General features: G+C 47.8%; 21 protein-coding genes and 1 riboswitch. Of the genes, 2 read left to right on the top strand and 19 right to left on the bottom strand.

Annotated elements, in window-relative coordinates:
* Positions 1–85: 85 nt before the first annotated feature.
* From racE to sdhC, 7 genes are all read right to left on the bottom strand, one after another.
* A complete protein-coding gene (gene racE, locus AUL54_RS17035) occupies positions 86–904 on the bottom strand; it encodes a glutamate racemase (RefSeq protein WP_101605407.1) in 819 nt (272 codons plus the stop codon).
* A gap of 7 nt (positions 905–911) precedes the next feature.
* Positions 912–1,352, bottom strand: coding sequence for a MarR family winged helix-turn-helix transcriptional regulator (locus tag AUL54_RS17030; RefSeq protein WP_016938743.1), 441 nt, complete (start codon positions 1,350–1,352; stop codon positions 912–914).
* A gap of 188 nt (positions 1,353–1,540) precedes the next feature.
* Positions 1,541–1,765, bottom strand: a complete 225-nt coding sequence (gene gerE, locus AUL54_RS17025) for a spore germination transcription factor GerE (protein ID WP_003152579.1) — start codon at positions 1,763–1,765, stop codon at positions 1,541–1,543.
* A gap of 120 nt (positions 1,766–1,885) precedes the next feature.
* Complete coding sequence (locus tag AUL54_RS17020; protein ID WP_060964613.1) at positions 1,886–2,323, bottom strand: acyl-CoA thioesterase; 438 nt, start codon at positions 2,321–2,323, stop codon at positions 1,886–1,888.
* Between the two features lie 59 nt (positions 2,324–2,382).
* On the bottom strand, positions 2,383–3,141 hold the full coding sequence (gene sdhB, locus AUL54_RS17015) for a succinate dehydrogenase iron-sulfur subunit (RefSeq protein WP_045925255.1): 759 nt from the start codon (positions 3,139–3,141) through the stop codon (positions 2,383–2,385).
* Positions 3,142–3,143: 2 nt separating this feature from the next.
* Positions 3,144–4,904, bottom strand: a complete 1,761-nt coding sequence (sdhA, locus tag AUL54_RS17010; RefSeq protein WP_003152573.1) for a succinate dehydrogenase flavoprotein subunit — start codon at positions 4,902–4,904, stop codon at positions 3,144–3,146.
* A 33-nt stretch (positions 4,905–4,937) separates the two neighbouring features.
* On the bottom strand, positions 4,938–5,546 hold the full coding sequence (sdhC, locus tag AUL54_RS17005; RefSeq protein ID WP_003152571.1) for a succinate dehydrogenase cytochrome B558: 609 nt from the start codon (positions 5,544–5,546) through the stop codon (positions 4,938–4,940).
* Between the two features lie 296 nt (positions 5,547–5,842).
* On the opposite strand from sdhC, the gene AUL54_RS17000 reads away from it, so the two are divergent.
* A complete protein-coding gene (locus AUL54_RS17000; protein WP_016938662.1) occupies positions 5,843–6,289 on the top strand; it encodes a YslB family protein in 447 nt (148 codons plus the stop codon).
* 47 nt (positions 6,290–6,336) lie between these two features.
* Here AUL54_RS17000 and AUL54_RS16995 read toward each other — a convergent pair whose 3' ends face one another.
* The 9 genes from AUL54_RS16995 to AUL54_RS16955 all read right to left on the bottom strand — a co-directional run bounded on the left by AUL54_RS16995 (position 6,337) and on the right by AUL54_RS16955 (position 16,972).
* Complete coding sequence (locus AUL54_RS16995) at positions 6,337–7,566, bottom strand: aspartate kinase (RefSeq protein WP_060964612.1); 1,230 nt, start codon at positions 7,564–7,566, stop codon at positions 6,337–6,339.
* Between the two features lie 125 nt (positions 7,567–7,691).
* Positions 7,692–7,870: riboswitch (Lysine riboswitch) on the bottom strand.
* A 61-nt stretch (positions 7,871–7,931) separates the two neighbouring features.
* Positions 7,932–9,704 carry an excinuclease ABC subunit UvrC gene (gene uvrC, locus AUL54_RS16990; RefSeq protein WP_016938660.1) on the bottom strand — a complete coding sequence of 591 codons (1,773 nt, stop codon included), beginning with the start codon at positions 9,702–9,704 and terminating at the stop codon, positions 7,932–7,934.
* 147 nt (positions 9,705–9,851) lie between these two features.
* Entirely contained in the window at positions 9,852–10,166 is a 315-nt protein-coding gene (gene trxA / locus AUL54_RS16985; protein ID WP_003152560.1) for a thioredoxin, read from the bottom strand.
* 152 nt (positions 10,167–10,318) lie between these two features.
* Positions 10,319–11,809 carry an alpha-N-arabinofuranosidase gene (locus AUL54_RS16980; protein WP_060964611.1) on the bottom strand — a complete coding sequence of 497 codons (1,491 nt, stop codon included), beginning with the start codon at positions 11,807–11,809 and terminating at the stop codon, positions 10,319–10,321.
* A 212-nt stretch (positions 11,810–12,021) separates the two neighbouring features.
* Positions 12,022–12,999, bottom strand: coding sequence for an electron transfer flavoprotein subunit alpha/FixB family protein (locus AUL54_RS16975; protein WP_060964610.1), 978 nt, complete (start codon positions 12,997–12,999; stop codon positions 12,022–12,024).
* Between the two features lie 31 nt (positions 13,000–13,030).
* Positions 13,031–13,804: an electron transfer flavoprotein subunit beta/FixA family protein gene (locus tag AUL54_RS16970; RefSeq protein ID WP_060964609.1), complete on the bottom strand. Its 774-nt coding sequence runs from the start codon at positions 13,802–13,804 to the stop codon at positions 13,031–13,033.
* A 13-nt stretch (positions 13,805–13,817) separates the two neighbouring features.
* Positions 13,818–14,597 carry an enoyl-CoA hydratase gene (locus AUL54_RS16965; protein WP_016938656.1) on the bottom strand — a complete coding sequence of 260 codons (780 nt, stop codon included), beginning with the start codon at positions 14,595–14,597 and terminating at the stop codon, positions 13,818–13,820.
* A 13-nt stretch (positions 14,598–14,610) separates the two neighbouring features.
* The gene (locus tag AUL54_RS16960; RefSeq protein WP_014470798.1) at positions 14,611–15,195 is read right to left on the bottom strand and encodes a fatty acid metabolism transcriptional regulator FadR; all 585 of its coding nucleotides are present in this window, start codon (positions 15,193–15,195) and stop codon (positions 14,611–14,613) included.
* An 88-nt stretch (positions 15,196–15,283) separates the two neighbouring features.
* The gene (locus tag AUL54_RS16955) at positions 15,284–16,972 is read right to left on the bottom strand and encodes an AMP-binding protein (protein WP_060964608.1); all 1,689 of its coding nucleotides are present in this window, start codon (positions 16,970–16,972) and stop codon (positions 15,284–15,286) included.
* A gap of 103 nt (positions 16,973–17,075) precedes the next feature.
* Here AUL54_RS16955 and AUL54_RS16950 point away from each other — a divergent pair, with 103 nt between their 5' ends.
* The gene (locus AUL54_RS16950; protein ID WP_060964607.1) at positions 17,076–17,753 is read left to right on the top strand and encodes a DUF2711 family protein; all 678 of its coding nucleotides are present in this window, start codon (positions 17,076–17,078) and stop codon (positions 17,751–17,753) included.
* 138 nt (positions 17,754–17,891) lie between these two features.
* Here the strand turns inward: AUL54_RS16950 and AUL54_RS16945 are convergent, their stop codons facing one another.
* Genes AUL54_RS16945 through polX form a run of 3 tightly spaced genes read right to left on the bottom strand, consistent with a single transcriptional unit; the run spans position 17,892 to position 22,403 of the window.
* Complete coding sequence (locus AUL54_RS16945; RefSeq protein WP_003152541.1) at positions 17,892–18,296, bottom strand: DUF350 domain-containing protein; 405 nt, start codon at positions 18,294–18,296, stop codon at positions 17,892–17,894.
* A 16-nt stretch (positions 18,297–18,312) separates the two neighbouring features.
* Positions 18,313–20,670 (bottom strand): endonuclease MutS2, encoded by a 2,358-nt coding sequence (locus tag AUL54_RS16940; protein ID WP_060964606.1) that lies wholly within the window; start codon positions 20,668–20,670, stop codon positions 18,313–18,315.
* Positions 20,671–20,690: 20 nt separating this feature from the next.
* Complete coding sequence (polX, locus tag AUL54_RS16935) at positions 20,691–22,403, bottom strand: DNA polymerase/3'-5' exonuclease PolX (RefSeq protein ID WP_060964605.1); 1,713 nt, start codon at positions 22,401–22,403, stop codon at positions 20,691–20,693.
* Positions 22,404–22,447: the final 44 nt, after the last annotated feature.

The raw sequence follows: 22,447 nt of genomic DNA, 5'->3' as shown, positions 1-22,447 counted from the left end.
TTTGTACTATGATGTATACGAGCCCTGTCCGGGAAATAGACCGGGATGCGCAAAAAAACCCGCCGTAAACAGCGGGTTTTTTGATTTATTTTCTGATCGGCTCTTGAAGGGAGATGCTCTCGACATGGCCGATTTCATGGCCGAACCAGTCTTCGGCAATTTTTGCGAAGCCGTTCCGTTCTCCCGTTGTAAGAAACTGATACTCCGGTGCATGATTCGATTGGTTTAACAAACCTTTATAAGACAAGATGGTACTCACTTCTCTCGCTGTCTCGTCACCGGAGGAAATGATTTTCACATGATCTCCCATATAGTCCTGAATCGGTTCTTTCAAAATCGGATAATGCGTGCATCCTAGAATCAGGGTATCAATTGCTGTACCTTTTAAAGGCTCAAGTGATGCTTCGACTGCTTCCTCCGCCGATTCCTGCAGAAACCGTCCGCTTTCCACAAACGGCACCAGCAGCGGACAAGCCGTGTTCTCGACTTGAAGGTCTGCATTTAAACCGAGCAGCGCCTGCTCATACGCTCTGCTTTTAATGGTATTTATCGTGCCGATGACGCCGATATGCTGGTTTTTCGTCACCTTTATCGCCGTTCTCGCACCCGGCTGAATGACGCCGACAACCGGAATATCCGTTTTGCGCTGAATATCCTCCAAGGCAATGGCCGTGGCCGTGTTACAAGCGATCACGAGCATTTTGATATGGTGGTTTTCCAGCAGGTAATCGGTCATTTCCCACGTGTATTGAAGAACTTCTTCTTCAGGACGCGGGCCGTACGGGCAGCGTTTTGTATCTCCCACATAGATGATATTTTCCTTCGGTAGCTGTCTCATGATTTCCTTAGCAACGGTTAACCCGCCAACCCCGGAATCAATGACTCCTATCGGCTGTTCCAACAAAATCGCCTCATTTTCTTTTCATTTCATGCTGCAGTTTCAATAATGATTTTTCGAAGACGGCTGTTTCTTCTTCGGAAAATGTCTCAAACATATCCCGCAAATATGCCTGCCTTTTTAAAATCACTTCCTGAATAATGCGCTCTCCTTCAGCGAGAAGATGAATTCTGACGACCCGTCTGTCAGCAGGGTCTTTCACCCGTTCGACAAGCTTATTTTTTTCCATGCGGTCTATCAGATCCGTCGTCGTGCTGCAAGCCAAATACATTTTGCCTGATAATTCGCCTATTGTCATATCCCCCAATTCATAAAGCCATTGAAGGCCTACGAATTGCGGCGGTGTAATTGCATATTGGTTAAGGATTTCTCGTCCTTTTTGTTTAATGATCGCAGCGATATGGCGGAGTGATTTTTCGATATCCGCAACATGCTCTACAGATTTTGATGTCATTTGTCCATCCCTCACTCAAGGATCTTTCTGGGCTATTCACGCTCCGTGTCTATTTTCCTTCTTTTTTTAAGAAAATGCAAGACTGACGGAGAAAAAGGAAAAGCCGGGATTTTCATCGCATGCCTATCACCCCGGGCGCCAACACAAATAACCGGCTCCTTCTCGTAAAGAAGGAAAACCGGCAAGAATCAGAGCTCTAGCTCACCCATTCTAAGAAGCTCGACAACAGCTTGCGAACGCCCTTTCACACCTAACTTCTGCATGGCATTTGAAATGTGATTCCGTACAGTTTTTTCACTGATAAATAGCTCGCTTGCAATTTCTTTTGTTGTCTTGTCTTGAACGAGCAATTCGAATACTTCTCTTTCTCTTTTGGTCAGCAGCGGCTTTGATTGAAAATCTTTCTCCTTCAAGTATTGTAACCCTCCTTGCTAAGGTGAGAGCGAATCTGAAACGAATGGGTTTATATAGTCAAGATATCATATGTAAAAGCCGCTTCGGAGGTGACGTCACTTAAAGAAATAGTTATCCGTTCAGGCGAGCAGAATGCCTTTCTCCCGCTCCGTCCAGCTGACCGCTTTGCCGCTTGTCTTTGATACTTGTACCATAACGACGGAACCGGTAAAGCACGGCAGGCCTGACTCGTTTTCTCCAAGGTAATGAAGGGTGACGGACGCATTTCCGACAGAACTTGCTTTGACATAAATCCGCAGATTTTCATACGGCATCACCTGACGCATATAGTCACACTGCTGGCTTGCGACGACTGTCATCGTTTCCGTATTTTGCGCTTCCATGCCGCGCTGCTTAAAGTAGGCGATCCGGGCTTCTTCAAAATAGATGAAAGGGGTTACATTATTCATATGGCCGAACATATCCGTTTCTGAAAAGCGAACCGATACTTCAGTAAAGAAAGAAAACGACTGTCTCCATTCTTCAAACGGGATGTCAATGTATTGCGGTTGTTTCATCACCTTCAGCTCCTTATAAAAAAACCTCTCCCGTGCGGAAGAGGCTCTTTTTCTTTATCTTATACTCTGTCGCTTCCGAAGAAATTGCGGAATGCTTGTAAGTTGGTATCTCTGTTCAAAGCAGCGATTGAAGTCGTGAGCGGAATGCCTTTCGGGCAGGATTGAACACAGTTTTGTGAATTCCCGCAATCTCCGAGACCGCCGTCTGTCATTAAAGCTTCTAAACGTTCTGACTTGTTCATCGCGCCCGTCGGATGGGCATTAAATAGACGCACTTGCGACATCGGGGCAGGCCCCATGAACTTCGATTTGCTGTTGACATTAGGGCAGGCTTCAAGGCAGACGCCGCAGGTCATGCATTTAGACAACTCATATGCCCACTGGCGGCGTTTTTCCGGCATTCTCGGCCCCGGTCCCAAGTCGTAAGTCCCGTCTATCGGCACCCATGCTTTCACTTTTTTCAGTGAATCAAACATTCTGCTGCGGTCAACCTGAAGGTCACGGACAACCGGGAATGTTTTCATCGGCTTCAGACGGATCGGCTGTTCCAGCTTATCAATCAGCGCCGTACATGACTGGCGCGGTCTGCCGTTGATGACCATGGAGCAGGCGCCGCACACTTCCTCAAGACAGTTCATGTCCCATGCGACAGGAGTTGTTTTCTCCCCTTTTGCATTCACGGGATTTCTGCGGATTTCCATCAGGGCGGAAATCACGTTCAGATTCGGGCGGTAATTGATTTCAAATTCTTCATCGTATGGCGCGCTTTCAGGCGTATCCTGACGTGTAATGATAAACCGTATCTTTTTCTCACTCATGATTATTTCGCCACCTTCTTCTTCGAGTAGTCGCGTTTACGGGGCGCAATCAGTGATACATCGACATCCTGATATTCAAATTCCGGAGCTTCAAACGGACCGGCATGTTTAGCCATTGTCGTTTTGAGCCACTCATCGTCATTTCTTTCAGGGAAATCCGGTTTATAGTGCGCTCCCCGGCTTTCATTTCGGTTGTATGCGCCGAGCGTGATGACTCTGGCAAGCTGAAGCATATTGGAGAACTGGCGGGTGAACATCGCCCCTTGGTTGCTCCATTTTGTCGTATCATTAATATTGATTTTCTTAAAGCGTTCCATCAGCTCTTGGATTTTATCATCCGTTTTCAAAAGCTTGTCATTGTGGCGGACCACCGTTACGTTGGCCGTCATCCATTCTCCGAGTTCACGGTGAAGCACGTAGGCATTTTCATCGCCGTCCATCTTCATGATGTCTGCCCATTTTTCTTCTTCTTTTTTCACATAGGAATCAAATAATGAAGAAGACAGATCTTCAGCCGATGTTTCAAGTCCGGAAACATATTTCACCGCATTCGGACCGGCAACCATTCCTCCGTAGATGGCGGAAAGCAAAGAGTTTGCCCCTAAACGGTTTCCTCCGTGCATTGAATAATCACATTCACCCGCCGCGAACAGTCCGCGGATGCTTGTCATCTGATCATAATCAACCCACAGGCCGCCCATTGAATAGTGAACGGCAGGGAAAATTTTCATCGGAAGCTTGCGCGGGTCATCACCCATGAATTTTTCATAGATTTCGATAATGCCGCCGAGCTTAACGTCAAGCTCTTTCGGATCTTTGTGCGAAAGATCGAGATACACCATGTTTTCTCCATTGATGCCGAGCTTCTGGTTCACGCACACGTCAAAGATTTCGCGTGTCGCAATATCCCGCGGCACAAGGTTTCCGTAAGCCGGATATTTTTCCTCAAGGAAGTACCAAGGTTTTCCGTCTTTATACGTCCAGACTCTTCCGCCCTCGCCGCGCGCCGATTCACTCATCAGACGGAGTTTATCGTCTCCGGGAATGGCAGTCGGGTGAATTTGAATAAATTCTCCGTTAGCGTAGTAAGCGCCCTGCTGATAAACGATTGATGCGGCAGATCCCGTGTTGATCATGCTGTTTGTTGATTTGCCGAATACGATTCCGGGTCCTCCCGTCGCCATAATAACGGCGTCAGAACGGAATGACTCGATTTGCATATTGGTCAGATTTTGGGCTACGATACCGCGGCACGTGCGCTCATCGTCAAGAACGGCGCCGAGGAATTCCCAGCCTTCGTATTTTGTGACGAGACCCGCCACTTCATATCTGCGCACCTGCTCGTCCAGTGCGTAAAGAAGCTGCTGACCTGTCGTCGCTCCCGCGTATGCGGTTCTGTGATGCTGTGTACCCCCGAAACGGCGGAAGTCCAAGAGCCCTTCCGGCGTTCTGTTAAACATAACCCCCATGCGGTCCAATAAGTGGATAATGGACGGCGCCGCTTCACACATCGCTTTTACAGGCGGCTGGTTTGCTAAAAAGTCGCCTCCGTAAACCGTGTCATCAAAATGCTCAAACGGAGAGTCTCCTTCCCCTTTTGTGTTGACAGCTCCGTTTATCCCGCCCTGCGCGCAGACCGAGTGAGAGCGTTTGACCGGAACGATGGAAAACAATTTAACGGCCGTGCCTGATTCCGCTGCTTTAATTGTCGCCATGAGGCCGGCAAGACCCCCGCCGACTACGATAATGCTTGATTGACTCATGATAGCCCCTCTCCCTCTAGTAATCTAGTTCTCTTACACAAACGCAAAAATCGCTTTTAGACCCACGTATGAAAGCGCTAAAAATATAATCAGCGTCACGTAAGTCGAAATTCTTTGAGAACGCGGCGTGACCGTGATCCCCCATGTGACCGCAAAAGACCATAAGCCGTTTGAAAAGTGAAAAATGACTGATAAAACGCCTACAATATAAAATCCGAGCATAAACGGCGAGCTCAGAATATTCGCCATCATATCGAAGTTGACTTCAGCGCCCATCTGTGCGGCAATCCGCGTCTGCCACACATGCCAGCTGACGAAAATAAGGGTGAGAATACCGGTGACACGCTGAAGCACAAACATCCAGTTTCTGAAATAGCTGTAGTGGCCAGCGTTGTTTTTCGCAGTAAATGCTATGTACACACCGTAAACCGCATGATAAATTAAAGGTAAGAAAATAATAAAAATTTCTAACGCATACCTGAACGGCAGACTGTCCATAAAGCCGGCCGCCTTGTTAAACGCATCCGCTCCCCTTGCGGCAAATTGGTTGACGACTAAATGCTGGATCAAAAAGATGCCGACCGGAATCACACCGAGCAAGGAATGCAATCTTCGAAAATAAAACTCTCTGTTCCCAGACATTACTTTACCCCCTGTTTGATTTAAGTGCGAAATGTGCTAAAATCTCTGCCCCCACTTCGTTTCAATTGTAAGCACTTTATTAAAATTTATTGACAATTTCATTTTACTCCTCCCTCAAAAGGGCGTCAAGAAAACGTGTACATAAATTATAATTTTCGGAATTGATTATTTGACGTGAAAATTTTATTTTCCTGCAATACCTTTCTCACTTTTTTTCACGTGTTTTATAGGATCATCCTGTAATCCTCCCCCCTGTTTAAGCTATAATAAACGAAGGAGAGAGGGGAATACATAATATGAAGAATAATTATGAAGCAGCTTTAGAACCTTTAACTGAACTCGGCGTCAGCGCATACGGCTACGAATTAATCCGGGAAATCGTGCTTCCGGATATCCTCGGCCCGGAGCATTCATCCATGATGTATTGGGCGGGGAAACGCCTCGCCCGCAAATTTCCTCTTCAATCATGGGAAGAAATCCCCGCCTTTTTTGAAAAAGCCGGCTGGGGAACTTTGACAAACACAGGATCAAAAAAGCAAGAGCTGGAATTTGAACTGGAAGGACCGCTCGTTTCCAGCAGGCTCAAACACCAGAAAGAGCCTTGTTTTCAGCTTGAAGCCGGTTTTATAGCCGAACAGATTCAATTGATGAACGATCAAATTGCAGAATCTTATGAACAGGTCAAAAAGAGAGCGGATAAAGTCGTCCTGACCGTGAAATGGGATATGAAGGACCCTGTATAATTGAAAAAAGGCGGTGACTTAAAAGTCCCGCCTTTTTGCCTGCCCGTTTATACGGCAGACGGCTGTTTAGAAAGCTCAAACGCATCATGAAGCGCTTCGACGGCTTTCACCATATCATTTTCACTGACAACCGCTGATACTTTTATTTCAGATGTGCTGACCATTTTGACTTGTACATTTTTTTCCGCCAGTACGGCAAACATGTCCGCGGCGACGCCGGGATTAGAGACCATGCCTGATCCGACAATGGATACTTTCGCCAGCTTTCTTTCAGTTTCAATTTTTTCATAGTCAAGCGCGTTTTTATATTCTTCAAGCACAGCGACCGTTTGCGCGGAATCTTCCGTTTTCACTGAGAAAGAAATGTCTGCTTCCCCATTGTCCGCTTGTGTCTGAATAATGATGTCAACGTTGATGTTTCGTTTCGCCAGCGCAGTGAAGATTGTTGAAAGTGTTGTCAGCCCGCTTGTCAGGCCAGTAACGGACACCCTTGTAATCTGGTCTTCAAATGCAATTCCTCTGACGATTAAATTCTGCTCCATTGATGATTCCTCCTCAATTAATGTTCCAGCTTCATGTTCCGTGCTTGACCGCACTTCCAAAGGCACTTGGTAGTTTTTCGCGAACTCAACCGCCCGCGGGTGCAGAACACCCGCTCCGAGATTTGCAAGCTCCAGCATTTCATCGTAAGAAATTCCCGCCAGTTTTCTCGCTGACCGGACGTACCGCGGATCTGTCGTAAACACGCCCGGAACATCCGTGTAAATGTCGCATTTATCCGCTTTTAAAGCTGCGGCAAGAGCGACCGCCGTCGTATCGGAACCGCCCCGTCCGAGCGTCGTGATGCCGCCGTTTTCCGTTACTCCCTGAAAACCGGCGACAACTGTAATCCTGCCTTCTGCAAGCTGCGCCTGAATTGCGGTGATATCAATATCCGTAATTCTCGCATTGCCGTGGACAGCCTCCGTGCGGACACCCGCCTGCCAGCCCGTATAAGAGACGGCGTCATATCCTTTTTCCTGAAGCGCCATGGCCAAAAGCGAAATCGTGACCTGCTCTCCCGTAGACAGAAGCATATCCATCTCGCGTCTGCTTGGCTCAGATGTCATTTCCGCCGCCAAATTAACGAGCGCGTCGGTTGATTTTCCCATTGCCGAAACGACGACTACGACGTCATGGCCTTTTTTCTTTTCAGCAATGGCGCGATTTGCGGCATTTTGAATTTTTTCGGCAGAGCCGACGGAAGTGCCTCCGAATTTTTGTACGATAAGACCCATACTAGACCACCCTTTACATTTTGGTTCGTGCGGGTGAGGAGAAAAGAGCGTTGTGTCCACAATAAAAAAAGCAATGAGAGGAATAGCTCTCATTGCTTTTTCATATCATTACGATTGATTATGAACAACGAGATAGCCCTCCAAGAAAATGAATTCTTGACAGCTTTACATTTATTTAATGCAAAGCCAGCAAAGCACACCGATGGGATGTGTTTCACTTCGGCGAACTCCCCTTTCAGCCTTTTTCGCAGAATCCATCATTCTCCAAAGGCATACTATTGAAGTTCGCACCTCTATCTTCACCATATAACACGATCTTATGAAATTAGTTCACATTCTAGCAGACTTTTCAGAAAAGCACAATACTATTTTTTCAATTTTTCAAACAGCAGCTGAGCGGCCGCAGCCGGCACACCGGCTTTTTTGATATCGTCAAGACTTGCTTCCTTCATCTTTTTGACAGAACCGAAATGCTTTAAGAGCATTTTTTTGCGTTTTTCGCCGATCCCCGGGATATCATCCAATACGGATTGAAAGGCGCTTTTTCCCCGGATCTGTCTGTGAAAGCTGATCGCAAAACGGTGAACTTCATCCTGAATGCGCTGGAGCAGGTAAAATTCCTGGCTGTTCCGCTCCAGAAATACCGGTTCAAGCGGGTCGCCGATCAGAAGGTTGGATGTTCGGTGTTTGTCATCTTTCGCCAATCCCGCTACCGGGACATCAAGGCCGAGCTCATTCTCAAGCACGTCGCGCGCCGCGTTAATCTGCCCTTTTCCGCCGTCAATGATGATTAAATCCGGCAGCGGGAGATTTTCGCGGAGCACCCTCGAATATCTTCTTCTGACGACTTCTCTCATTGATCCGTAATCGTCAGGCCCTGTTACGGTTTTGATTTTATATTTGCGGTATTCCTTTTTATTCGGTTTTCCGTCAATAAAGACAATCATGGCCGATACAGGGTTTGTGCCTTGAATATTGGAGTTGTCAAACGCTTCAATCCGGTGCGGCGTGTAAATGTTCAATGCTTCGCCGAGCCGTTCGGCTGCTCCGATTGACCGTTCCTCATCCCGCTCGATTAATGAGAACTTTTCCCGCAGGGCGATTTTCGCGTTTTTGTGCGCAAGCAGAAGCAGTTCTTTTTTCGGGCCTTTTTTCGGCTGATGCACGGCGGTTTCCAAAAGCTCGCTGATCATGTCCCTGTCAACGCTGTCAGGCACCAGAATTTCCTTGGGCAGAAAGTGATTGTTTTTCGAATAGAACTGGCCGATGAAGGTCAGAAATTCTTCATCCGCTTCCTGGTACATCGGAAACATGCTGACATCGCGTTCGATCAGCTTTCCTTGGCGTATGAAAAAGACTTGAACGCACATCCAGCCTTTATCGTACGCATAAGCGAACACATCGCGGTCCAGAAGGTCATTCATGGTCATTTTCTGCTTTTCCATCGTCGATTCGATGTAAGCAAGCTGATCGCGGAATTCTTTAGCCCGTTCAAATTCAAGCTTTTCCGCCGCCTCTGCCATTTTCTCTTCAAGCTCTTTTTTGACCTCGTTATGTCCTCCCTTTAAAAAGCGGGTGATGTCTTCCACAAGCTCGCGGTTTGTCTCCTCAGAAATATCCTTTACACATGGAGCGAGGCATTGTCCGAGATGGTAATAGAGACAGACGCGGTCCGGAAGATTTGAGCACTTCCTGAGCGGATAAAGGCGGTCCAGCAGTTTTTTCGTTTCCCGCGCCGCCTGTACATTCGGGTACGGGCCGAAATAGCGCCCTTTGTCTTTTTTGACATTGCGGGTGACAATAAGCCGCGGATGGCGTTCATGGGTGATTTTAATAAAGGGATAGGTTTTATCATCTTTCAGCATGACATTGTATTTCGGATCGTATTTTTTAATCAGATTCATTTCCAAAATAAGCGCTTCAAGATTGGAGGAAGTCACGATATATTCAAAGTCCTCAATCTCCGTCACAAGCCTTTGGGTTTTTGCATCGTGAGAACCGGTGAAATAGGATCTCACCCTGTTTTTCAGCACTTTCGCTTTCCCCACGTAGATGACTGTTTTTTGACGGTCTTTCATTAAATAACAGCCCGGCTGATCGGGAAGGAGGGCCAGCTTTTCTTTCAGTTGTTTATTCATACGTTACCCTTCCTTACATTCATTTCTTGTGTCCATTCAGTGTATCACGAACATTTGTTTTTCTCCATTCTCAGCTTTTGGAAGATCAAAAAAGGCGATCCCTTTTAAAGGAATCGCCCTGCCGCAGCCGTAACGGAAACTTTCGGCTTACAGATGTTTGTTTACAAGCTCTTCAAGGGCTTCTTTCGGTTTGAAGCCGACAGATGTTTCAACCACTTCTCCGTCTTTTAACACAAGAAGTGTCGGGATGCTCATGACGCCGTATTTACCGGCAGTTTCTTGGTTTTCATCCACGTCGATTTTGACGATTTTCAGTTTGTCTCCCATTTCTTGATCAAGCTCTTCAAGAACGGGCGCGATCATTTTACAAGGTCCGCACCAAGGAGCCCAGAAATCAGCTAATACGACACCTTCACTTGTTTCAGCTGAGAACGATTGATCAGTTGCTTTTACGATAGCCATTTGTTATTCCTCCAATTGTCAAATGATGATTTTTAGTATAGCATCTCCCATTCGTTCATGCTAATTTAATGCTTATATTATTTTCTCCCGAACACGCCGAAAATAATCTTATTTATAGAATGTATGATAACCGGTCAGCAGGCGTTCAAAACTTAAGATGGACCCGCCGGCAGCGTGATTAATACAACCGCCATTGGAGGAAGCTCCGCCTCCAGGTTTCCGCCCTTCTGCGTAAACCCGGAAAACGGCTTCGGTTTGACGTTTTCAGGGCTGCTGAATGTATTGTGGGCATTCATTTTTTCAGCATGCAGAATCGTCGCGGAAGGCTTCCCTGTCTTTTTCATGCCCCGCAGTTCAATCTTCACGTCAGCTTTGTGCAGATGATCGATATTGCACATGCTGATATGGATGTCTCCGTTTTGCTGTTTGGAGGCGGAAATACTGACTTGCGGGAGCCTGCCGTCTTTCCATTCGTATCCGGCCGCTTTTGTTTCTGCGGCCAAAAGAGAAGCGTCCTGGTGAACCTTAAACATATCAAATACATGATATGTCGGCGTCAGCAGCATATTTTTCCCTTCTGTCAGGATCATTGCCTGAAGCACGTTGACGGTTTGCGCGATATTGGCCATCTGCACACGGTCTGCGTGCTGATGAAAAATGTGAAAATGCGTGGCGGCGACAAGTGCGTCGCGGATCGTATTTTGCTGATACAGAAAGCCAGGATTCGTGCCAGGCTCAGGGTCAAGCCACGTCCCCCATTCATCAATGATCAGACCGACTCTTTTTTCCGGATCGTATTGATCCATAATGGCGCTGTGCCTTGTAATCAATTCATTCATATGGGCCGCCTTTTTCATCGTGATGAACCATTCATCTTCCGTAAACTCCGTCGCTGATCCTTTTCCCTTCCAAAAGTCGCCCGGTATTGTGTAATAATGCAGGCTCAGCCCGTCCATGAGATCAGCGGCTTTTTTCATTAATGTTTCTGTCCAGCGGTAATCGTCGACATTCGCACCGCCGGCAATTTTATAGATTTCATTCCCGCTGTAATTGCGGACATAGGTTTGAAAGTTCCGGTAAAGATCGGCATAATACTCAGGATGCATGTTTCCGCCGCAGCCCCAGTTCTCATTTCCTATACCGAAATATTTGAGCTTCCACGGTTTTTCCCGCCCGTTTTCCTTTCTCCAGTCGGACATCGGTGTGCCCGCTTCAAACGTCATGTATTCAATCCAATCAGCCATTCCCTTAACCGTTCCGCTGCCGACGTTTCCGGCGATGTACGGTTCGCAGCCGAGCAGTTCACAAAGCATCATAAATTCGTGCGTGCCGAATTCGTTTGAATCAATCGTTCCGCCCCAATGGGTATTCAGCATGGTTTTGCGTTCTCCTACGCCGTTTGCCCAATGATATTCATCAGCAAAACAGCCGCCGGGCCATCTGAGAACGGGAATCTGGAGCTGTTTGAGGGCGGAGGCGACATCCGTCCTGATTCCGCCGGTATTCGGGATATCGGAGTCTTTTCCGACCCAGATGCCCTCATATATGCCTCTTCCTAAGTGTTCCGCGAAATGTCCGTATATGTTTTTGTTAATGGTTCCCCGTGTGATATCCGTTTGAATGACTGCCGTATTGTGAGACATACTTGATCATTCCTTTCTTAATAAGAATGAAAGCACTACAGCCAATCTATGTATCTGGGATATATGCTGAAAGGATAATTATGTAAGCGCTTTACAGAAAGCTTATTATATTGGTTCGTACATGTCAATCTATTATTTTGATAATAGATAATTTATACGAACCAATCATCACAAACCAAAACCCTCTGACAAATGAAGCCAGAGGGTTTTGGTTATGAATGAATATTGGCCTTTTTAAATTCCTGGGTCAGGAGCGGAACCACTTCGAACAAATCGCCGACAATTCCGTAGTCCGCTATTTTGAATATTTCCGCTTCCGGGTCTTTGTTGATGGCAACGATCACTTTACTGTTTGACATCCCCGCCAAGTGCTGAATCGCTCCGGAAATCCCGCAGGCAATATACAAATCAGGTGTAACGACTTTGCCCGTCTGGCCGATTTGAAGAGAATAGTCGCAATAGTCCGCGTCACACGCGCCACGCGAAGCGCCCACCGCTGCTCCCAGCACTTCGGCAAGTTCTTTTAACGGTTCAAACCCATCTTTGCTTTTTACACCGCGGCCGCCCGCAACGATGATTTTCGCTTCTGATAAATCCACGCCGTCCGCTGTTTTTTTAACTACTTCTTCAATGACCGTCCGCAAATCTGCCGGCGGGGCCGCAAGCTCTTCAATATCACCCGAGCGGCTTGCATCTCTTTCTAATGCCTGAATGTTATTCGGACGGATTGTCGCCAAGATGAAAGGATCGGTTGAAATCACCTGTTCAAAGGCTTTGCCGGAATAGATCGGTCTTGTAAAAACGATGTTGTCTCCGGTAACGCTTACATCCGTGCTGTCTGAAATCAACCCCGTTTCAAACCGGGCCGCAAGCTTCGGTGACAAATCTTTTCCCATAGAAGTATGGCCGAAAATAACCGCATCGGGCTTTTCATTTTCGATCAGATCTCCGAGAACCGCGGCGTATCCGTCCGCCGTATACTGAGAAAGCCCCGGTGCATCGGCCGTAAATACCTTGTCGGCTCCGTACTGAATGAGTTCTGATGCTGCATCAGCCGCGCCTTTTCCCAACAGCACGCCGATGACATCTCCTCCGCCGGAAATGGTTTTGCCTGCGGCTATGGCTTCAAAGGTGACGTTCCGTAAGGCGCCGTCACGAATTTCTCCGAGTACGATCACTTTTTTTCCCATTCTGACATCCCCCAGTTTCTTTAATATCGGTTTATACGACTTTGGCTTCTTTTCTCAGCAGTGAGACAAGCTCCTTCGCCTGCTCAGCGGCTTCTCCTTCGATCAGTTTGCCCGCTTCTTTTTGCGGCGGCAGAAAACGTTCGATCGTTTTGAGCTTCGGTGCAGCATCATCCTCATCAATTCCGAGGTCATCGAGCTCAAGCTCTTCCAGCGGTTTTTTCTTCGCCTTCATAATGCCCGGAAGCGACGGATAGCGCGGCTCGTTTAAGCCTTGCTGTGCCGTGATGACTAAAGGAAGTGAGGTTTTAATGACCTCGGTATCCCCTTCGTTGTCTTTCTCTGCCACAGCTTCATCACCGCTGATTGTCAGTTTTGTAATCGTGGTGACGCAAGGAATGTTCAGCAGCTCGGCAAGTCTTGGCGCCACTTGGCCGGAACCGCCGTCGATCGCGACATTTCCGCCGAGAATCAGATCATATTCCCGGTCCTTGAAATAGTGATATAAGATCGTGGAAATGGAGTATTGGTCGGGATCGCTCAGGTCATCCTCAATATTGATTAACACCGCCTGGTCGCACCCCATCGCAAGAGCAGTGCGGAGTTCTTTCTCCGCATCTTCTCCGCCGACGGTTACGGCGGTAACGGTTCCGCCATGCTCTTCTTTCAGCTGAATCGCTTCTTCAATGGCGTATTCATCATACGGATTAATGATAAACTCGGCTCCGTCCTCCTGAATCTTTCCTGCTTCAATGACGATTTTCTCTTCTGTGTCAAACGTCCGTTTCATCAGTACAAATAGATTCATATTCTTATCCCCTTTATCTTCGCCCACCGAATTGAGGCTTTCTTTTTTCGAGAAATGCCTGAATGCCTTCTTTTGCGTCTTCTGATGCAAATGCTTCCCCAAAGCGCTTTGCTTCGAGCTTTAAGCCGCCGTCATAAGAATAGACTTTGTTTGAATAAAGAAGCTCAAGCAGGGAAGCCATCGACTGCGGGCTTTTTTCCGCAAACTTGCCCGCTAGCGTTTTCGCCTTTTCCAGCAGCTCCTCTTCATTTTCGGCGCCTATTGTGACAAGCCCGAGGCTGAGCGCTTCTTCTCCGGTCACAGGTTCTGAAGTGCCGATCATCTCAAGCGCTTTCGCCGTTCCGACGTACCGGGGCAGACGCTGCGTCCCGGCAAAGCCCGGAATAATGCCGAGATTCAGCTCGGGCAGGCCGAGCTTTGCATCCAATGTGGCGATTCTGATATGGCAGGCCATGGCAAGCTCCAGACCGCCGCCGAGCGCAGCGCCGTGAATCGCCGCGATAACGGGCTTCGGAAACCCTTCAATTCTTTCCATCAGCTGCTGGCCTTTATCCGCCATGGCAGAAGATTGCTCAAGATCATCAAGCGACGTAAATTCCTTTATATCGGCGCCCGCCGAAAAAAATTTCCCCTCACCGCGAATGATGATGCTTCTGACGCTGTCATCTGTTTCACACCGGTCGAACAGACCGGATAATTCAGCTAAAACCGCGCCGGACAGCGCGTTGGCCGGCTGATGATTGATAGTGATCACCGCGACAGATTGTTCAACCGCCACTGAAAGACTGTTCATCCGTCAACCCCCTTTAGTTTTGATGAATCCCTGACACCAACAGTTCCAATACCTTGTCTGACAAATCCGGAAGATCATATTTCTGATCGTTCATCACCCATGTTGTCACTGTTTCATCTATCGTCCCGAATATCATCTGCCGGGCGAGGCGGACGTCGAGATTGTCTTTCCATTCGCCCGACTCGATTCCTTCGGTCAAAATGGTGTCCAGCATGTTTAAATAACCTTTTAAAATATCATTGATTTTCAGGCGCAGCTTGATATTCGACTGTCTGAGCTCAAGCTGGGTCACAATCGCGAGGTGGCGGTCATTGCCGAGCAGTGTGAAGTGCTGCTTAATGACGAGAGCGAGTTTTTCTTTTGCCGTCGTTTTTTCTTTCACTTCTTCTTCCATGCGTTCAATGAACTGGCCCATCTTTTCTTTAAAAAGAGAAATGAGTATATCCTCTTTGTTTTTGAAATATAAATAGATGGTGCCGTCCGCAACGCCGGCCTGCTTGGCGATTTTGGACACCTGTGATTGGTGATAGCCGTTTTCCGCTATGACTTCTACTGCTGCATCAATGATCTGCATATACTTTGGCCGTTTTTGGTTCAATGTCATCGTTCCTTCCTTCAATAAATGAATGACCATTCATTCATAACTTCATGATAAAAAGGATTCCCGGTTTTGTCAAGTTTTTCTTTTAAGGCACCTTGTTTACATGGGAAGCATCTTCCTCTTCGACCAGACGCCTTCTTAATATCTTTCCGACGGCCGTTTTCGGAAGCTCTTTTCTGAATTCGTACAGCTTCGGGACTTTGTACGGCGCAAGCCGCTCTCTGGCAAACGCATCAAGCTCATCGGCATCCGCTTCGGCGCCTTTTTTCAAAACGATAAATGCTTTCACCGTCTCCCCTCTATAGGAATCAGGCACGCCCGCTACGACGATTTCCTGAACGGCTTCATGCTCATACAGCGCCTCTTCCACCTCACGAGGGTAAATGTTGTATCCCCCGGCAATGATGATGTCTTTTTTCCTGTCGGCGATGTAGAAAAATCCTTCCTCATCCATATATCCCATGTCACCGGTAAACAGCCAGCCGTCTCTGATGACCCGGGCCGTCTCCTCCTGCCTGTTCCAATAACCTTTCATAACCTGCGGGCCTTTTACGATCAGCTCGCCGTGTTCATACGGCTCCGCAAGCCCGCCTTTTTCTTCTGAATAGATTCCGGCGTCGGTATTGGGCCAGGGACAGCCGATGCTGCCGGGCTTATTTTTTCCCCAAATGAAATTTGAATGGGTCACCGGTGATGCTTCGGATAATCCGTAGCCTTCCACAAGCTTTCCGCCGGTCACTTTTTCAAATTTCTGTTTGACTTCGACCGGCAGCGCCGCTGAACCGCTCGGACAGCTTTTTATGGAGGACAAATCATATTGATTCAGTTCCGGATGATGCAAAAGCCCAATGTAAATCGTCGGAGCTCCCGGAAAAACTGTCGGCTTTTGCCTGTCGATTGTTTTCAAGGTATCCAAGGGATTGAATTTAGGAAGCAGAATCATTTCACACCCCTGCATGATGGAGAAATTCAGCACGGCGGTTAATCCGTACACATGAAAAAAAGGTACGATGCCGAGCACTTTTTCGGCTCCCTTTTTCATTTTGTACATCCAGGCGGCGCCCATTTCTGTATTGGCCTGAATGTTTTTGTGCGTGAGCATGACGCCTTTCGGATAGCCGGTTGTTCCGCCCGTGTATTGAAGCACGGCGATGTCATGCTCAGGATCAATATCAAATTCCTCCGCCTTCTCCGCTTTTTCATTTTTTAAAATGTCCGCTAAGCTGTGAATCTGTTCATGTCCGTCATAATCGATATGCACCTGTTTTTTTTGCGTGAGTGTATAAAGCATATTTTTCGGAAACGGCAAAAAGTCTTTGATACTGGTTGTAATAATGCGTTCAACGATTGACAACGTTTTCATTTTTATCACCTTCGGAAACAGCATATCGAGGGTGATGATCACGCGCGGCGAACTGTCTTGCAGCTGATACTCAAGCTCGTGTTCCGTGTAGAGAGGATTGGTCTGAACGACTATGCCCCCGGCAAACAATACGCCGTAAAATGCGATGACCGACTGCGGACAATTGGGCAGCATAATGGCGGCTCTGTCGCCTTTTTTCAGGCCTGTTTTACGTAAAAAAGCGGCTAGCTTTAATGAATCTGTGAGAACGTCTTGGAATGTGAGTTTTTTTCCGAGAAAATAAATGGCGGTATGGTTCGGGAATTGAGCTGCGGAGTTTGTCAGATTGGATGGCAGGGTTTGACCGGTAAATTCAAGCTCATGCGGAATCTCTTCGGGATATTGAGAAAGCCATGGCTTTTCAGACTGCATAAAACCTCTCCCTTCTGTTTTCCTATACGCTATTATTATAGCAGAAGGCTGATTGGAATTGGAAAGCGTTTCATGTTATTTTCGGGTTCAGGAGGTGTTGAGTTTGCTGGAAACGATGCATTTTGAAGAGGGAGTTCCTATCCTGCGCCAGCTGCCGAAGCCGTTTACTTCAGCCGCCTTTTTGCTTCATCCCTTTGTCCGAATGCCGGATGGGTGGGAAAAGCAAAAGCGCAAGCGGCCTTTTGAGCATATTTATCCGAGTGATGAAGAAATCCTTGCGATGGGCAGACCCGTTTCCTGGAAAACCGCCATGACCGTCTGCGGACTGCGCTCTGAAAAAGAGACCGCGCTTGCGCTGATGACCGCTGTCATGGCACTTCGGGATGAATGTGCACAGCCTGAATCCGCCGAGCTGTTAAAACGGCTTCATCATCCCGATCTGTACTTGCCGAGCGATGATGTCACTTCGCCATTTTTAATACCGGGACTCTTGGACGTGTTTCGTTCAAAAGGCATTGAGCGCTGCACTTTTTATGAGCCGATCGAAGCGGAAGGCCTATTTTCGCTCAAGCAAACGTCGCCTTCGGATGTATGCGGACTGCTGCAGGCTGACATGATGATTGCCGATGTAAAGCGGCGCGCCGCTTTTATGAGTATGTACGATTCTTTCACAACACTCTTTCTCATGGAAGACCAAAACATGCTGTCTGTTATCCGCGCCATGAATTGGGAAGCCGTCATTTGCTCTGATACGATGTGCATCAATTGGTATTCTCAATAAAAAAGGCTGCCGATCTCAATTCGGCAGCCTTTTTTCCGTATTAAGATGTCATGACCAGATAAATAAGTCCGATGAACAGAAAAATTCCCGCTGCCGACAGCAGCACTTTCGCAAGCTTCTCCATTTTTCCCCGTCCCCTTAAATCCCGGCGGCCACCACAAATGACAGGCCGACTGAGATGACAAATGAAATAAAGCCGACAGCTCTGTTATCTTTTTCGATTTCTTTATCAATTTTAAACCGGGGCGTCAGAAATTCAAAGATAAAATAGCTGATTAAAAGCATAATAAATCCGTATACGCCCCAGCCGATCATTTGCAAAAGCGAATTATGCTGGGCGATGCTGTGCTGAAAGACATTCGCGATACCGAGAATTTTCCCTCCGGTCGCCATCGCCACCGCAAGATTGCCTTTTTGAATTTCCACCCAGTTTTTATAGGATGTCACCAATTCAAACACGGTCAGAAAAATGACGAGACACAAGACGGCCACACTGTAATAAGCCGCGATTTCAACAAGCTCATTTTCCCAAAAAGCATTCATGACGTTTTCTCCCTTTTTATTTTAGTTCGACAATCGTTACGCCTGATCCTCCTTCTCCCGCTTCCCCGAACCGCGAGCTTTTCACGCTGCGGTGGTTTTTCAGAAGATCCTGCACCCCTTTGCGGAGGGCACCCGTGCCTTTTCCGTGAATGATGGACACTCTCGGATAGCCGGCAAGCACCGCGTCATCTAAATATTTTTCGACGCGGCTGAGGGCGTTTTCGTAACGCTCCCCCCTGAGGTCAAGTTCAAGGGATACGTGATAATCCTTCCCTTTTACGGCGGTGATTGCTTTTTCTTTTTTCGGTTCAGGAGCCGATTTGAGAAACTCGAGATCTTTTTCCTTCACCTTCATTTTGAGGATGCCGATTTGGACGTTCCATTCTTTCTCGCCGGTTTTTTCAAGCAGCGCCCCTTTTTGTCCGAATGTGAGCACCTTTACTTCGTCGCCCGGCTTCAGCTCGCGTTTTTTCTCTGTTTTTCTTTCCGGCTGCTTTGATTTTTCAAAAGCCGGCATCGCGTCTCCGAGACGTTTTTTGGCATCAATCAGCTCGTGTTCCTTAAAGGATCTGTGTTCTTGCTTGATGGACCGGAGCTCGCGGATGATCTGTTCGGCTTCATTTGCGGCGGCTTCCAGTTTTTCCGCCGCTTTTTGTTCGGCTTCTTCCATCATTTTATCTTTTTGGGCGTTCAGCTCAATGATTTGCTGCTGAAGCTCTTTGTGCAGTTTTTCTGCTTCTTTTCTGATTGATTCGGTTTCAGAAAGCTCTTCATCCGCTCTTTTTTTGCTTTTTTCAAGCGATGCGATCATCAGATCGACTTCGTTGTGTTCGGCGGTCATTTCTGACTTCGCCTGGCCGATAATATGCTCCGGCAGGCCGAGGCGTCTTGAAATTTCAAATGCGTTGCTTCGGCCCGGTACTCCGATCAGGAGCCTATAGGTAGGCGAAAGCGTTTCAATGTCAAATTCAACGCTGGCATTCATGACGCCTTGCCGGTTATATCCGTATGCTTTCAGTTCCGGATAATGGGTTGTCGCAAGCACTCTGGCGTTTGTCCGGTGGACTTCGTCAAGAATGCTCATGGCAAGCGCCGCCCCTTCCTGCGGGTCTGTTCCGGCACCGAGTTCATCAAACAGCACAAGACTGTTTTCAGACACTTCTTTTAAAATACTGACGATATTGACCATGTGGGATGAAAATGTACTCAGACTTTGTTCGATCGACTGTTCATCTCCGATATCGGCAAACACATTGTCAAATACGGCGGCTTCCGATCCCTCATCAGCCGGTATGTGCAATCCTGCCTGCGCCATTATCGTCAGCAGCCCGAGTGTTTTTAACGTAACGGTTTTACCGCCCGTATTCGGGCCCGTGATGACGATCGTTGAATAATCTCCGCCCAGTTCAATATCGTTGGCGACGACTTGATCTTGGGGCAGCAGCGGATGGCGCGCTTTTTTGAGACGGATAAAGCCGTCTCCGTTCATGAATGGTTTTGTCGCCTTCATCGCTTTTGCGTATCTCGCTTTGGCGAAAATGAAATCCAATGTCTGCAGCACTTCTACATTTTTAGCGATTTCATGTGTGTGTTCAGCCGTATGCTCCGTCAGCATCCGGAGAATCCGTTCGATTTCCTGTTTTTCTTTTACCTTCGCCTGCTGAAGCGAGTTGTTCATATCTACGATCGCCTGAGGTTCAATAAAAAGCGTCGCACCGGATGAAGATGTATCATGCACGATTCCGCCGTAGCTTGATCTGTATTCCTGTTTGACCGGAATGACAAAGCGGTCATTCCGGATCGTAACGATGGTGTCAGACAGCATTTTTGAAGCGGAAGATGAACGCAGCATCGATTCAAGCCGGTCTCTCACTCTTGATTCAAGCGTCCTGAGCTGCGTCCGGATTCCTCTTAGGGCGGGAGATGCATGATCAAGCACTTCGCCGTGATCATCAATGCAGGAGTTAATCTCCCTTTCCAAATCGCCCAATGTAATCAGTTCTTCTGCATGGGCCTGTATCAGCGGAATGCTGACGCCGTCTTCTGTCATTTGGCTGATAAAGTGCTTCATTTGTTTAACGGCATACAGCAGCCCGGACAATTCGGTAAATTCCGCCGGAGTCAGCACACTGCCGATTTCCGCCCGCCGCAAAGCCGATCTTATATCGGTCAGCCCGCCGAACGGAGCATGGCCTCTTAAGCGCATGACCGCGGATGCTTCTTCGACTTCATCCAGCTGTTTTTGGATGTCGGCGAGATCCGTCAAAGGCTTCAGCTGCAGAAGCTTTTCCCGGCCGAGCGATGAGGCGGCATGAGCGGTAATCTGTTCTTTTACTTTATGAAATTCAAGTGATGATAACACTTTTTGCTGCACGGTTTTATGGTCCTCCTTACTTAATCATTGCGTGTCAGAAATGCTTTGACCTCATGTAACGGCCGGGCGTTTAACACATGCTTTGTTTCAGTCCAGCCTTTGCGCGCAGCGGTCACGCCCGTTTTCATGTCATCGAGCATCTCTATATTATGGGCATCCGTATTAATGACCAAAGTCACGCCTTTTTCGTTTGCTTTGATCAGATGCTCAGTCCGTAAATCGAGGCGCGCGGGGTTTGCATTCAGCTCAAGCGCCGTATTTGTTTTGGCTGCGAGCTCAATCAGCATGTCGATGTCGACTTCATAGCCGGCCCGTCTGCCGATCAGGCGGCCCGTCGGGTGGGCGATAATGTCCACGTGCTTATTCGTCAGCGCCTGTTCCAGCCGTTTCATAATGACATGCTCCGGCTGGCTGAAGCTTGAATGAATGGATGCGATGACAAGATCCATTTCAGACAGCACACTGTCATCATAATCAAGCGAACCGTCGGGGAGAATGTCCATTTCTACGCCTTTAAAAATATGAAAGTTTTCAAACTCAGCGTTTAACGCATCAATTTCTTCCGCTTGTTTTCTGAGCCGTTCGGCCGTTAACCCGTTGGCTACCTTTAAATATTGGGAATGGTCGGTGATCGCCATGTACTGATAGCCTTTTGCCATACACGCTTCTGCCATTTCCCTGATGGAAAAAGCGCCGTCACTCCAGGCTGAGTGCATGTGGAGATCGCCTTTTATCGCTTTTTGCTCCACAAGGTCTGTTTCTTCCAGGTACGTGTCGACCTCCTGCCCGCTTTCTCTGAGCTCCGGAGGAATAAACGGCAGACCGAAGTGGGCGTAAAAGGCTTCTTCACTCGGAAAAGTTTTGACTTCTCCCGTTTCTATGGTTTCTACCCCGTATTCGCTGATCCGTTCGCCGCGCTCTTTCGCCAGCTGGCGCATCTTAATGTTGTGATCTTTAGAGCCGGTAAAATGATGCAGTGTGGTCGCAAACTGCTCCTCTGTCACAAGCCGGAAATCCACACTCGTCTCATATTCAAAGGTCAGGATAACTGATACCTTTGTATCCCCGCTCGCTATCACGTCTTTTACGTTCGGCAGGGACAGAAGCTGATCTCTGACAGCCTTCGGATGATCTGTAGCAATAATGTAATCGAGATCTTTTACAGTCTCCCGCGCTCTTCTGAGACTGCCGGCCCGGGAATATTTCTGAATATCCGTCAGCCGGGCCAAATGTTCTTCAATGACTGAAGCAATGCTGAGCGCATAGCCTATTGGAAAACGTTCCGGCTGTTTTCCTGCTTCTCCGAGAGCCTGAAGGATTTTCTCCTCCGTTTTTTTTCCGAAACCGGCGAGCCCTTGCACCTTTTGCTGCTCGCATGCTTCTTTCAGCGATTCCGCATCATGAACGCCAAGCTCCTGATACAGCTTGGCGATTTTTTTGCCGCCGAGGCCCGGAAGCTTCAAAAGAGGAACCAAGCCTTCCGGGACTTCTTTCTGCAATTGGAGAAGCGTGCTGGACACACCTTCCTGCATATATTCACGAATGACGCCGTAGGTGCCTTTTCCGATTCCGGATAAAGACATCATGTCGTCGATTTCCGACAGGCTGCGGTCATCCTGCTCAAGCGCCGCTGCCGCTTTTCGGAAGGCTGATATTTTAAACGGGTTGTCCCCTTTCAGTTCCATATAGACCGCAATCGTTTCAAGCAGCCTGATGATATCTTTTTTATGCATACTGTTAACCCCCAGTCGTTTCCTGCTTTTCATCATACAAATTT

The sequence above is a fragment of the Bacillus sp. SDLI1 genome, assembly GCF_001553895.1.
Classification (GTDB): Bacteria; Bacillota; Bacilli; order Bacillales; family Bacillaceae; genus Bacillus; species Bacillus siamensis.
The sequence above is the reverse complement of the archived record's forward strand: the minus strand, read 5'-3'. Positions and strand labels throughout refer to the sequence as shown.